The sequence below is a fragment of the Streptomyces sp. NPDC087300 genome, assembly GCF_044744425.1.
Classification (GTDB): Bacteria; Actinomycetota; Actinomycetes; order Streptomycetales; family Streptomycetaceae; genus Streptomyces.
Genome location: NZ_JBIUYI010000001.1, coordinates 279,893 through 292,455 on the forward strand (window position 1 = coordinate 279,893; position 12,563 = coordinate 292,455).

Consider the following 12,563-nt stretch of genomic DNA (forward strand, 5'->3'; position numbering starts at 1 on the left):
CTTCGGCACTGGCACCATGGGTAACAGGTACGGCGAGGTGCAGTAATTTGGCCATCACCCCGCCCGCCCTTTGCCAGTCCTTGAGGGAGCCGCCTCGTGACCGCCCATGTGCTCAGACCCCACACCGTCGTCGGGGACCACAAGGTCACCACCGCGGAGATAGCCGACGACATCAGCACCCACCACGCCGACCACCCCCGGCTGCGCGCGATCCTGCGGGTCGTCGGCAACTGCGGCGTGGACACGCGTCACTTCTCGCGCCCGCTGGACTCCCCCACCGTCTCGGGGACCGGCGACGTCGGCGAGCGGGCCCGGACGGCGTTCGGAGACGCCCTGGTCATGGCCGAGCGCGCCGCCCTCACCGCGCTCGACTCGGCAGGGCTTGCCGCGCGGGACATCGACGCGATCGTCACCACGCACACCACGAGCTGGTCGGTCCCCAACCTGGACGTCCATCTCGTCGCACGCCTCGGGCTGCGCCCCGACGTCCGCCGCGTCGCGCTCGCCACGGTGGCCTGCCCCGGCGGCACACAGGCCCTCATCCGGGCCGCCGACCTGATCGCCGCGCGTCCCGGCAGCAAGGTCCTGGTGGTCGCCGCGGAGGTGCTTTCGGCCATCTACCAACACGGCGACACATCGATCGAGTCGATGATCTACAAGGCCCTCTTCGGAGATTCGGCCGCCGCCACGATCGTCACCGACACCCCGTTGGGCCCCGGCCTGGCGATCGAGGGCACCTTCGAGTACGTCCTGCCGGACAGCCTGGACCGCCAGCGCGGGCGGATCAGCGCGGCGGGCATCCACTTCGACTCCACCAAGAAGGCACTGGCGGCCGCGGGCGACGTCCTGCCACGCCTGCGGGAGTGGTACGGCCCGCAGGCGCTCGACTTCGCGGTCATCCACCCGGGCAGCCCCCGCATCATCACCGACACCGCGGCAGGCCTCGGCCTCGACGAGCACGCGGCACGGCACTCCCTGGACACGCTCGCCCACGAGGGCAACCTCGGCGGCGTGAGCGTCCTGCGCGTCCTGGAACGCACCCACGCGGAGCCCCCGGCCGCCGGCGCGCACGGCGCCACGGTCGCCTTCGGCCCCGGCTTCGCCGCCGCCGCGCTGCGCTGCCGCTGGCACGCGTAGGCCGGGCCCTGACACCCGCCGATATTGGGTTGCCGCACCGCGGCGGCCCTGTTGAAGTGACGCGCATGGATCAAGAGAGAGTGCTGGCCGCGTACGACTGGCAGATGCGGCGCGACGCGCGCAGCGACAGTGCCACCGCGCGGATCGAGCGGATCGACGGCGTCGTACGGCACGTCGGCTCCGCGCACGACTGGAACGGCGTCCTGTGGGCCGACATCGACGCGGCCACGGCCGATGGCGTGATCGCCCGGCAAGTGCGTGACTACACCGCCGCCGGGCGAGAGTTCGAGTGGAAGCTGCACTCCCACGACGAGCCCGCGGACCTCGGCCAGCGCCTGCTCGCGGCCGGTTTCGTGGCCGAACCCACCGAGACCGTGATGGTCGCCGAGGCCGACGCCCTGCCCGCGGGCCCGGAGCTGCCCGAGGGCATCCACCTGCTCCCGGTGACCGACGCCGAAGGCGTGCGACTGCTGTCCCGGGCACATCTCGCCGCGTTCGGCGAGGACGACGCGGCCCTCGCCGAACGGATCGGCAAGCGCGTGCTCGCCCAGCTGGAAGAGGCGCCCGACGACATCGTCGCGGTCGTCGCCATGGCCGGTGAACTGCCGGTGTGCGGCGCCCGGATGGAGCTCCGCCCGGGTACCGACTTCGCCGGACTCTGGGGCGGCGGCACCGCGCCGCAGTGGCGCGGCAAGGGCATCTACCGCGCCCTCGTGGCCCATCGGGCCCGCATCGCCTCCGAGCGCGGCTACCGCTACCTTCAGGTCGACGCCTCCGCCGACAGCCGCCCCATCCTGGACAGGCTCGGCTTCGCGACGCTGTGCACGACCACGCCGTACGTGTACCAGCCGTAAGGCCCGTACGTGTACCAGCCGTAAGGCCCGTAGGTGTGCCAGTCGGAGGGCCCGTACACGTACCAGCAGTCAGGCCTCAGCGGTCCGTTCGGCCGATGAGCTTGGCGACGGCGTCCGCCGTGTCGGTCTCGCCGAGCCTCGGGAAGATCTTCTCCACGCTGTTGCGGTGGGCGTCCGCGTCCATGTCGGTCACGGCGTCGACGGCCACGGTGACGTGATAGCCGTGCTCGTGCGCGGCGCGCGCCGTCGACTCCACGCCGATGCTCGTCGCGATGCCCGCGAGCACGACCTGGGTGACGCCCCTGCGGCGCAGTTGCAGGTCCAGGTCGGTACCGTAGAAGGCACCCCACTGCTGCTTGGTGACCACGATGTCGCTCTCGACACGGCCGAGTTCGGGCACGAGCTCCGCCCAGTCCGCGGGCAGTTCGGCGCCGCGCGCGGGGCCTTCGGTGCGGCCGGGGGCGCCGCCGGTCACCCGCACCAGGACCACGGGCAGCCCGTGCGCGCGGAACGCGTCGGCGAGGCGCGCGGCCCGCTCGATGATCTCTTGTGCGGGGTGGGCCGTGGGCAGTGCGGTGATGCCCTTCTGGAGGTCGACGAGGACGAGGGCGGTGGTGGGGTCGAGCACGGTGGCGGTCATGAGGTCGGGCCTTTCTGGTGCGGGATGGTGCGCTGGTGCGAGGTGGCGCTCTTGCCCGCTGCGGGGCGCAGGGCGCGGTCGGTGACGGTGAGGACGATGAGGGCCAGGGCGAGGACGCCGCCGGCCACGGCCATCAGGTGCAGCCCGCCGTCGTCGGCCTGCCGGCCGTAGGCGAGGCCGATGATCCCGGCGGCCGTGATGGCGCCGATGTACTGGGCGGTGCGCTGGAGCCCGGCGGCCGACCCGATCGCGTCGGCGGGCGCGAACTGCTGCACGGCCGCCTGGTTGCCGGTGCCCATGAGCCCCTGCGGAATGCCGAAGCAGGCACCCGCAAGGAGCAGTACGGCCAGCGGGGTGGAGCCCGACATCAGCAGGAGCAGCCCGCTGCCCACGGCCAGGAGCACGGCGGCGACGGTGAGCGGCGCGCGGATGCCCTTGGTTCGGGCGCCGAGGAGCGAACAGCCCAGCGCGGCGAGGGACATCGGGAGCATGACGAGCCCGGTGTGCAGCGAGTCGTAGCCGCGGGCCTCCTCCAGCCACTGGGTGAAGCCGTACATGACGCAGTAGACGACGAGGTAGCTGAGCCCGTGGCGCAGATAGGTGCGGGCGAGCGCGTGGTTGGTGCCCAGCATCCGCAGGTCGATGAAGGGCCGCGGATGGCGCAGCTGCCACCAGGTCAGGACGGCGCCGAGCAGGACGACGGGGGCGAGCAGCCACCACAGCGGGTGGCTGAGGTCGAGCAGGAAGACCACGAGGCAGGTCAGCGCGCCGGTGAAGAACAGGGTGCCGAGCGGGTCGAGGCCGCCCGCTCCGCCGCCCTCGGCGCGCTCGCCGCGCGGCGCGTCCTTGGGGATCCAGCGCAGCGTCGCGCCGTACGCGAGGAGCGCGACGGGGACGTTCACGGCGAAGATGCCGCGCCAGCCCGCGGTCGCGACGAGGAGACCGCCGAGCGTGGGTCCGACGGCAGCGCTGCCGAGCGCGGCGAAGGAGAGCCGCCCGAGGACCAGGCGCGGGGTCGGTGTGCCGAGCCTGCGGGACTCGTCGCGCAGCACGGCCATGGCGGCGGGGTAGGCGGCGGAGGTGCCGATGCCGAGGAGCAGCCGGGAGACGAGCAGCCAGCCGAAGCCCGGGGCCAGCGTGCCGACGAGCCCGGAGGCGACGACGACCGCGAGCCCGCCGAGGAAGACCCGGCGCGGCCCGATGCCGTCGGCCAGTTTGCCGAGCACGGGCTGGGCGACGGCGCTCGCGAGGTAGAGGACGGAGACGAGCCAGGCGGTCTGCGCGGCGCCGACGCCGAAGTCGTGCCCGATCGCCACCAGGCCCGTGGAGATCATCGTGGTGTTGAGCGGATTGAGCAGGGAGCCGAGGAGGAGCGGCGCGGTGAGCCGGGCGCCGAAGGCGGGGCGGTCGTCCGCAGTCTGCCTGGCCGGTGCGGACGAGGCCGTCCTCACTTGCGCACCAACCGCTCCAACAGCTCGACGGCGTCGGCCAGTTGGCGGCGCTCCGCCGGGTCGAGCTCGTCGGCGAGTGCCGCGGCGAGCCAGTCGCGCTTGGCGGCCCGCATGTCGGCGAGGGTGCGCCGCCCCTGATCGGTCACGGAGACGACGGACTGCCGCCCGTCGTCGGGGTCGGGGGCGCGCGCGACGAGCCCCAGCTCCTCCAGGGCGGCCACGGTCATCCGCATGGACTGGGGCCGGACGAGCTCCGCGCGGGCGAGGCCCGCGGTGGTGTCGGGGCCCGCCCCGTCGAGGCGGGCGAGCACGGAACGCTGCGAGGGGCTGAGGCCGGTCTGCGGCGACACGCCGCGAAAGCGTCGCACGAGGCGTCGGACGGCGTCCGACAGGTCGGCGGCGAGCTGCTCGGGGGTGGGTTCACCGGAGTGTGCGCTCATGTTCCGCACCGTACGAGATAGACAGGTAAACTTGCAAGCTTCTCTGCCTACCTCGCCCATCGCCCCGCGCGCCGCACACAGAAACCGCCCCTGTCGCCATGGCGACAGGGGCGGATGCTTCACGGGCAACACGCACCCCGAGAGGGGCGCGGGGAACGGCGCGACCAGCCACATCCGACCCGCGGATGTAACGCCGCCCCAGCCGAGCGCTAGCGGATCGGCATCCCCGACAGGGTGCGCGCGATCACCAGGCGCTGGATCTCGCTCGTGCCCTCGAAGATCGTGTAGATCGCGGCGTCCCGGTGCATGCGTTCCACCGGGTACTCGCGGGTGAAGCCGTTGCCGCCGAGGATCTGCACGGCCTGCGCGGTGACCTTCTTGGCGACCTCGCTCGCGTACAGCTTCGACATGGAGCCTTCGGCCGACTCGAACTTCTTGCCGGTGCTCGCCATCCACGAGGCACGCCACACGAGCAGGCGGGCCGCGTCGATCTGCGTGCGCATGTCGGCGAGCTGGAAGGCGATGCCCTGGTTGTCGATGATCGGGCGGCCGAACTGCGTACGGGTCTTGGCGTACTCCAGGGCCTCCTCGTACGCCGCGCGCGCCGTGCCCACGGCCATCGCGCCGACCGCGGGGCGGGACGCCTCGAAGGTCGCCATCGCCGCGTTCTTCACGCGCTCACCGCCGGACTTGGCGCGCTCCCTGGCGCGGGCGAGCCGCTCGTCCAGCTTCTCCTTGCCGCCGAGCAGACAGTGCCCGGGGACGCGGACGTCCTCCAGGACGACCTCCGCCGTGTGCGAGGCGCGGATACCGTGCTTCTTGAACTTCTGCCCCTGCGCGAGGCCGGGGGTGTTCGGCGGGACGATGAAGGAGGCGTGCCCCTTCGAGCCGAGCTCGGCGTCGACGACCGCGACGACGACGTGGACGTTGGCTATGCCGCCGTTGGTCGCCCAGGTCTTGGTGCCGTTGAGCACCCACTCGTCCTTGGCCTCGTCGTAGACGGCGCGGGTGCGCATCGCCGCCACGTCGGAACCGGCGTCGGGCTCGGAGGAGCAGAAGGCGGCGACCTTCACGTCGTTCACGTCGCCGTACATCTGCGGGATCCAGGTCCCGATCTGCTCCTCGGTACCGTTCGCGAGGACGCCCACGGCGGCGAGACCGGTGCCCATGATGGACAGGCCGATGCCCGCGTCACCCCAGAAGATCTCCTCGGTCGCCATCGGTATGCCGAGGCCCGACGGGTCGAAGAACTGCTGGGCGTAGAAGTCCAGGGAGTAGATCCCGAGCTTCGCCGCTTCCTGGATGATGGGCCAGGGGGTCTCTTCGCGCTCGTCCCACTCGGCGGCCGCGGGGCGGATCACATCGGCGGCGAAACCGTGGAGCCAGTCCCGGACCTCCTTCTGTTCGTCGTTGAGCTCCATGGTGAACTCGGCCATGACCCCTCCAGGACCAGCGATCAACTGCGGCGTTACTTGCGGTAACCGAAGTCTGTTACTGACCAGTAGCCCATGTCAACTCCCGGCAGCCCGTTCGATGCGCACAGCTCGCCGGGTGTTACGTTGCGCGTGCGTCACCGAATCAGCACGGGCGGGGAGAAGCCATGGAGACCACGCAGCGGACCGATCAGCAGCGGTCCGCCGAGCACCGGCGACGGGAACTGCTCGAAGCCGCGGACCGGGTGGTGCTCCGCGAAGGCCCCGGCGCCTCGATGAACGCCATCGCGGCCGAGGCGGGCATCACCAAGCCGATCCTCTACCGGCACTTCGGCGACAAGGGCGGACTCTACGCCGCGCTCGCCAAGCGGCACACGGACGCGCTCCTCGAAGCGCTGCGGGCCGCGCTCGACGCGCCCGCCGAGCGCAGGGAGCGGGTCGAGGCGACGCTCGACACCTACCTCGCGGCGATCGAGGCCCGCCCGCAGGTCTACCGGTTCCTGATGCATCCGTCGGAGGCCCCCTCCCCCGGCGAACCCGGCTTCGACGTCGGTCTGCACTCCGCACCGCTGCTCCGCCGCCTCGGCGAGGAGCTCGCCGAGGTCATCGAGGAACGCGTCGACCTCGGCCCGCGCGGCGCCGAACTCTCCCGCGTCTGGGGCCACGGCATCGTCGGCATGATGCACGCGGCGGGCGACTGGTGGCTCGGCGAACGGCCGTGCTCGCGCGCCGAGTTGGTGAGCAGCCTGGCGGACCTGCTGTGGGGCAGGCTCGCCGCGGCGGGCAACCGCGTGGGCGGTCCCGGCTTCTGACCGGGCCCCGCCCCGCACGTCACTCCCCGTTCGCGTTCCAGGAGGCCTTGGCGGCGGCCCGCAGCACCCTGCGCCGCCGCCAGCCGGTGACGCGGTCGGTGTAGACGCCGCCCTCCAGGTGGTCGCACTCGTGCTGGAGACAGCGCGCGAACCAGCCGGTCCCGTGCACGGTCACCGGCTCCCCGCGCACGTCCACGCCCTCGACCACGGCGTGGTCGAAACGCGGTGTGCCCGCTTCGAGTCCGGGCAGCGAGAGACAGCCCTCGGGGCCGCGCACGCTCACGCCGTCCGCCTCGACCAGGCGCGGATTGACGACGTGCCCCAGGTGCCTGACATCCTCGTCGTCCGGGCAGTCGTAGACGAACACCCGTCGTGCGACGCCGATCTGATTGGCGGCGAGGCCCACGCCCTGGGCCGCGTACATCGTGGCGAACATGTCCTCGACGAGCTCCGCCAGTTCGGGTCCGAAGTCGGTGACCTCCTCACAGGGCGTGTGCAGCACGGGGTCACCGAGCAGGGTCAGGGGTCGTACGCGCCCGAAGGCGCCCGGGATCGAGCCGTGTCGCATGGCGGCAAGAGTACGGTCCAGGGGATGGAGCGGTGCCGAGGTGGTGCCGCGGTTCGGGCTTGTCAGTGGATCTCGATAGGCTGAGGTCGAAACGATGCCGGGGGCAGGCGCGGCGCCGTACGCAAGGAGGATCTCGACAGATGTCAGGCAACACGGACCCGCTGTCGCCGCGGGCCAAGCTGGCCGTGACGGCGGGCAAGGCGGCCGCGGCGGTGTCACGCGCGGCGGGCCGCGGCAGCGGATCGGTGATCGGCGGCAAGGTCGCGCTCAAGCTCGACCCCGAACTGCTCGGTCGGCTCGCCACTCACCTGGACGTTGTCCTCGTGTCGGCCACCAACGGCAAGACGACCACCACGCGGCTGATCGCCGAGGCGCTGCGGGCCAGCGGCCCGGTCGTCTCGAACGCACTCGGTGCGAACATGCCCGCCGGAATCACCTCGGCGCTCGCCGGCGGTTCCGACGCCAAGTACGGCGTGATCGAGGTCGACGAGAAGTACCTCGCGGGCGTCGCCCGTGACGTCTCCCCGAAGGTGATCGCGCTGCTCAACCTCTCGCGCGACCAGCTGGACCGCGCCGGGGAGACCCGCATGCTCGCCGAGAAGTGGCGCGAAGGCCTGTCCGGTTCCAAGGCCGTGATCATCGCCAACGCCGACGACCCGCTGGTCGTCTGGGCGTCCTCCTCCTCGCCGAACGTGGTGTGGGTGGCCGCGGGCCAGGAGTGGAAGGACGACGCCTGGTCGTGCCCGTCCTGCGGCGGCGTCATGCAGCGCCCCGGGGACGACTGGTTCTGCGGCGAGTGCGGCTTCCGCCGCCCCGCGCCCAGCTGGGTGCTCTCCGGCGACCACGTCCTGGACCCGCACGGCTCGGCCTGGCCGATCCACCTCCAGCTCCCCGGCCGGGCGAACAAGGCCAACGCGGCCTCGTCGGCCGCCGTCGCCGCCGTCTTCGGGGTGCCGCCGCAGGTGGCCCTCGAGCGCATGTACCAGGTGCAGGCCGTGGCGGGACGCTATGACGTCGTCCAGTTCCAGGGCCGCGATCTGCGGCTGCTGCTCGCGAAGAACCCCGCGGGCTGGCTCGAGACGTTCTCGCTGATCGACCCGCCGCCGACCCCGGTGGTCCTCTCCGTCAACGCCCGCGGCGCGGACGGCACGGACACCTCCTGGCTGTGGGACGTGGACTACACCCGCCTCGCGGGCCACCCGATCTTCGTGCTCGGCGACCGCAAGCTGGACCTCGCGGTGCGCCTGGAGGTCGCGGGCCTGGACTTCCGGGTCTGCGAGTCCCTCGACGAGGCGGTGCAGCTCGCCCCGCCGGGCCGCATCGAGACCATCGCGAACTACACCGCGTTCCAGGACCTGCGCCGCCGCGTCGGCAACTGACCCGCCCGGATAAGGACATGAGCATGAGCGACAACAGCCTGCGTCTGGTCTGGGTCTACCCCGACCTCCTGAGCACGTACGGGGACCAGGGCAATGCCCTGGTCGTGGAGCGCCGCGCCCGCCAGCGCGGCCTCCAGGTCGAGCGCTACGACGTACGCAGCGACCAGCCGGTGCCCACCTCCGGCGACATCTACCTGATCGGCGGCGGCGAGGACAGGCCGCAGCGCCTGGCGGCCGAGCGGCTGCGCCGTGACGGCGGCCTCCAGCGCGCCGTGGGCAACGGCGCGATCGTCTTCTCGGTCTGCGCCGGCTACCAGATCATCGGCAACGAGTTCATCAACGACCTCGGCCAGCGCGAGCCGGGCCTCGGCCTGCTCGACGTGGTCTCCACGCGCGGCGAGGGCGACCGGTGCGTGGGTGACGTCCTCGGCGACATCGACCCGCAGCTCGGCCTGCCGCAGCTGACCGGCTTCGAGAACCACCAGGGCGTCACGCACGTCGGCCCGAACGCCCGCCCCCTGGCCCAGGTCAGGCTCGGCCGGGGCAACGGCACGGGCGACGGCACCGAGGGCGCCTACAACGGCACGGTCTTCGGTACGTACATGCACGGCCCGGTCCTCGCCCGTAACCCGCTCATCGCGGACCTGCTCCTGAAGCTGGCCCTCGATGTGAACGCGCTGCCGCCGACGGACGACCGGTGGTACGAGGCGCTGCGCAACGAGCGCATCAACGCCGCGCAGCAGCAGCCCGCCTGAGCCGCTGAACCTCGCGCGGGCCCGTGTCGGGCCCGCGCGACAGCGCTTCACAAGAGCCCGCCTGATGCCCCGCCCGCACATGTGAGCGGGGGCGTCCAGCAGGCGGACGCCCGGTACGGACCAACCCCCTCACGCCTATAGGGTGGCGGGGATTCCAGCCGGACGACGTGGTCCGGACCTCGGCCCACGTTGCAAAGGTATTCCGGGCTATGCGCATTGGTGTCCTGACCTCCGGCGGCGACTGCCCCGGACTGAACGCCGTCATCCGCTCCGTCGTGCATCGCGCGGTGGTGGACCACGGCGACGAGGTCATCGGCTTCCACGACGGCTGGAAAGGCCTCCTGGAGTGCGACTACCGCAAGCTCGACCTCGACGCGGTGGGCGGCATCCTCGCCCGCGGCGGCACGATCCTCGGCTCGTCGCGCGTCCAGCCCGCGCATCTGCGTGACGGCGTCGAGCGCGCCAAGGGGCACCTCGCCGACCTCGGCCTCGACGCGATCATCCCGATCGGCGGCGAGGGCACGCTGAAGGCCGCGCGGCTCCTCTCCGACGGGGGCCTGCCCATCGTCGGCGTCCCCAAGACCATCGACAACGACATCGCGGTCACCGACGTCACCTTCGGCTTCGACACGGCCGTCGGCGTCGCGACCGAGGCCCTCGACCGTCTCAAGACCACCGCCGAGTCACACCAGCGCGTGCTGATCGTCGAGGTCATGGGCCGGCACACGGGCTGGATCGCGCTGCACTCCGGGATGGCGGCGGGCGCGCACGCGATCGTCGTGCCCGAGCGCCCCTTCGACATCGAGGAGCTGGCAGCGAAGGTCGGCGAACGCTTCTCCGCGGGCAAGAAGTTCGCGATCGTGGTGGCGGCCGAGGGCGCCAAGCCCCGCGCGGGGTCCATGGAGTTCGACGAGGGCGGCAAGGACGTCTACGGCCACGAGCGGTTCGCCGGCATCGCCCGTCAGCTCTCCCTGGAACTGGAGCAGCGCCTCGGCAAGGAGGCGCGTCCGGTCATCCTCGGCCATGTCCAGCGCGGCGGCACCCCCACCGCGTACGACCGCGTCCTCGCGACCCGGTTCGGCTGGCACGCGGTGGAGGCCGTGCACCGCGGCGAGTTCGGCAAGATGACCGCGCTGCGCGGCACGGACATCACGATGGTGCCGCTCGCCGAGGCCGTCGAGACGCTGAAGACCGTGCCGGACGAGCGGTACGCCGAAGCGGAGTGCGTGCTCTAAGTCCCCTCATTCGTCGGTCAGGTCATCACCTGTTGAACTATCCGCCCCCGGTCGCGTCAGCGACCGGGGGCAGTTCTACTCTGGTGCCGAACACGTCGCACAATCCGCACGAATCAGGAGCCACTGGATGGATCACAGCGGGCACGGCATGAACATGGATCTGCCGCCGTTCACGCTGGGGCGAGGCCTCGAACTGTCGGCCGACCCCTTCTTCCTCATCGGCTGCCTGCTGGCCCTCGCCCTGTACGGGTGGGGCGTGCTGCGGCTCGTGCGGCGCGGTGACAAGTGGCCGGTGGGCCGCACGATCTCCTTCGTGATCGGCGTTCTCACCGTCCTCCTGGTGATGTGCACCAAGCTGAACGACTACGGCATGGTCATGTTCAGCGTGCACATGGTGCAGCACATGATCATCAGCATGCTGTCGCCGATCCTGCTGCTGCTCGGCGCGCCGATCACGCTCGCCCTGCGGGCGCTGCCGGTCGCGGCCCGCGGGCACAAGGGCCCGCGCGAGTGGCTGCTCTGGCTGCTCCAGAGCCGGTACGTGAAGATCATCACGCATCCCGCCTTCACGATCCCGCTGTTCATCGCGAGCCTGTACGCGCTCTACTTCACGCCGCTCTTCGACACCCTGATGGGCTCCAAGGCGGGCCACATCGGGATGATGGTGCACTTCCTCGCCGTGGGTCTCGTCTTCTTCTGGCCGATCATGGGCGTCGACCCGGGGCCGCACCGCCCCGGCCACATCTTCCGGATGCTGGAACTGTTCGCGGGCATGCCGTTCCACGCGTTCTTCGGCATCGCGCTGATGATGGCGACCCAGCCGATGATCGGCACCTATATGCACCCGCCCGCCTCGCTCGGCATCGATCCGCTGGCCGACCAGGAGGCGGCGGGCGGCATCGCCTGGGCGTTCAGTGAGATCCCGTCCGTGGTGGTCCTGGTGGCCCTGCTCTTCCAGTGGCGCAAGTCCGAGGACCGTGAGGCCAGGCGCAAGGACCGCGCCGCCGACCGGGACGGCGACAAGGAGCTCGAGGAGTACAACGCCTATCTGGCCTCACTGGCCGCACGCGGACGCTAGCGGCAAACGGGCTCCGCGGGAGACGATGGCCTTCGGACCGCAGCCACAGCGCCCCGGCGCACCAGGCTGCCGGGAGGAGGCTGTGCGATGCCCGATTCCACGAAGACGATGGGTGCGTTCACCATCGGAGGCCTCGTCATGGTGACGGCCTACACGGTGGCGCTCGGAAGCAATGGCTGGCTCTGGTTCGGCTGGGTCGTACTCGGCCTGATCACGCTCGCGATGGTGCTGTCCCGCAGCACCACCTGAGCCGGGCACCGCGCGGTGCCGGGCCGGCGGCCGCTCGGTCGGAAAGCGCCCGGTCAGAAACGGAAGACGTACCCGGTGGCGGCATCCATGGCGCAGGCGTTCGGGTACGTCTTCTGCCAGCCGATCACCCGGCCCTCGTAGGTGCCCGTCGCGCTCGCGGTCACCGGGTCGAACTCCTTGGTGCACGCGTGCGGATCCCCGGCCAGCGCGTCGAAGTCCCCCGCGGCCTCCTCGATCGCCGCACAGGCCTGCGCCGCCTGCGGGTGATGGCCCGCGGGCTCCGGCGTACAGCGCAGCAGCACGCCCCGGATCCAGGTGTTGTCCGAGCCTGAGACGGTCAGGAAGAGACCGCGCGACGGCTCGGGGACGCCCTGCGCGGCATGGGCGGGGACGGCCGCGCCGAGCGCGATCAGGACGGCGGCCGCGACGGTGAACGGGCGCATGCGAATCCTCCGGAGGACGGTGACGTTCTGTGGCGTCGGGGACGCCGGGACGAGGCCACCGCACCCTCCGCCGGAACGGGACGTCCAGC

Annotated in this window: 14 protein-coding genes; 8 read left to right on the forward strand and 6 right to left on the reverse strand. The window is 71.6% G+C overall.

Annotated elements, in window-relative coordinates:
- Window positions 1-96 precede the first annotated feature (96 nt).
- Together ACIO9J_RS01110 and ACIO9J_RS01115 are read left to right on the forward strand one after the other, a co-directional pair.
- Entirely contained in the window at window positions 97-1,137 is a 1,041-nt protein-coding gene (locus ACIO9J_RS01110) for a PhlD (protein WP_401990523.1), read from the forward strand.
- Between the two features lie 65 nt (window positions 1,138-1,202).
- Window positions 1,203-1,991 (forward strand): GNAT family N-acetyltransferase, encoded by a 789-nt coding sequence (locus ACIO9J_RS01115; protein WP_401990526.1) that lies wholly within the window; start codon window positions 1,203-1,205, stop codon window positions 1,989-1,991.
- Between the two features lie 76 nt (window positions 1,992-2,067).
- Here ACIO9J_RS01115 and ACIO9J_RS01120 read toward each other — a convergent pair whose 3' ends face one another.
- The 4 genes from ACIO9J_RS01120 to ACIO9J_RS01135 form a co-directional block, all read right to left on the reverse strand.
- A complete protein-coding gene (locus ACIO9J_RS01120) occupies window positions 2,068-2,631 on the reverse strand; it encodes an isochorismatase family protein (RefSeq protein WP_401990529.1) in 564 nt (187 codons plus the stop codon).
- Window positions 2,628-4,082, reverse strand: a complete 1,455-nt coding sequence (locus tag ACIO9J_RS01125) for an MFS transporter (protein WP_401990531.1) — start codon at window positions 4,080-4,082, stop codon at window positions 2,628-2,630. The genes ACIO9J_RS01120 and ACIO9J_RS01125 overlap by 4 nt, the downstream gene beginning before the upstream one ends.
- Entirely contained in the window at window positions 4,079-4,522 is a 444-nt protein-coding gene (locus ACIO9J_RS01130) for a MarR family winged helix-turn-helix transcriptional regulator (protein ID WP_401990534.1), read from the reverse strand. The genes ACIO9J_RS01125 and ACIO9J_RS01130 overlap by 4 nt, the downstream gene beginning before the upstream one ends.
- 209 nt (window positions 4,523-4,731) lie before the next feature.
- The gene (locus ACIO9J_RS01135; RefSeq protein ID WP_401990537.1) at window positions 4,732-5,958 is read right to left on the reverse strand and encodes an acyl-CoA dehydrogenase family protein; all 1,227 of its coding nucleotides are present in this window, start codon (window positions 5,956-5,958) and stop codon (window positions 4,732-4,734) included.
- Window positions 5,959-6,122: 164 nt separating this feature from the next.
- On the opposite strand from ACIO9J_RS01135, the gene ACIO9J_RS01140 reads away from it, so the two are divergent.
- Window positions 6,123-6,767 carry a TetR family transcriptional regulator gene (locus ACIO9J_RS01140; protein ID WP_401990539.1) on the forward strand — a complete coding sequence of 215 codons (645 nt, stop codon included), beginning with the start codon at window positions 6,123-6,125 and terminating at the stop codon, window positions 6,765-6,767.
- Between the two features lie 19 nt (window positions 6,768-6,786).
- Here ACIO9J_RS01140 and def read toward each other — a convergent pair whose 3' ends face one another.
- Window positions 6,787-7,335, reverse strand: a complete 549-nt coding sequence (def, locus tag ACIO9J_RS01145) for a peptide deformylase (RefSeq protein WP_401990542.1) — start codon at window positions 7,333-7,335, stop codon at window positions 6,787-6,789.
- Between the two features lie 140 nt (window positions 7,336-7,475).
- On the opposite strand from def, the gene ACIO9J_RS01150 reads away from it, so the two are divergent.
- From ACIO9J_RS01150 to ACIO9J_RS01170, 5 genes are all read left to right on the forward strand, one after another.
- On the forward strand, window positions 7,476-8,714 hold the full coding sequence (locus ACIO9J_RS01150) for a MurT ligase domain-containing protein (protein WP_401990544.1): 1,239 nt from the start codon (window positions 7,476-7,478) through the stop codon (window positions 8,712-8,714).
- Between the two features lie 23 nt (window positions 8,715-8,737).
- Entirely contained in the window at window positions 8,738-9,469 is a 732-nt protein-coding gene (locus ACIO9J_RS01155) for a type 1 glutamine amidotransferase (RefSeq protein WP_401990547.1), read from the forward strand.
- Window positions 9,470-9,678: 209 nt separating this feature from the next.
- The gene (locus ACIO9J_RS01160) at window positions 9,679-10,704 is read left to right on the forward strand and encodes a 6-phosphofructokinase (protein WP_098240490.1); all 1,026 of its coding nucleotides are present in this window, start codon (window positions 9,679-9,681) and stop codon (window positions 10,702-10,704) included.
- 127 nt (window positions 10,705-10,831) lie between these two features.
- Window positions 10,832-11,782, forward strand: a complete 951-nt coding sequence (locus ACIO9J_RS01165; protein WP_401990550.1) for a cytochrome c oxidase assembly protein — start codon at window positions 10,832-10,834, stop codon at window positions 11,780-11,782.
- An 87-nt stretch (window positions 11,783-11,869) separates the two neighbouring features.
- On the forward strand, window positions 11,870-12,031 hold the full coding sequence (locus ACIO9J_RS01170) for a hypothetical protein (RefSeq protein ID WP_401990552.1): 162 nt from the start codon (window positions 11,870-11,872) through the stop codon (window positions 12,029-12,031).
- A gap of 53 nt (window positions 12,032-12,084) precedes the next feature.
- Here the strand turns inward: ACIO9J_RS01170 and ACIO9J_RS01175 are convergent, their stop codons facing one another.
- Window positions 12,085-12,474 carry an SSI family serine proteinase inhibitor gene (locus ACIO9J_RS01175; RefSeq protein ID WP_401990555.1) on the reverse strand — a complete coding sequence of 130 codons (390 nt, stop codon included), beginning with the start codon at window positions 12,472-12,474 and terminating at the stop codon, window positions 12,085-12,087.
- Between the last annotated feature and the right edge of the window lie 89 nt (window positions 12,475-12,563).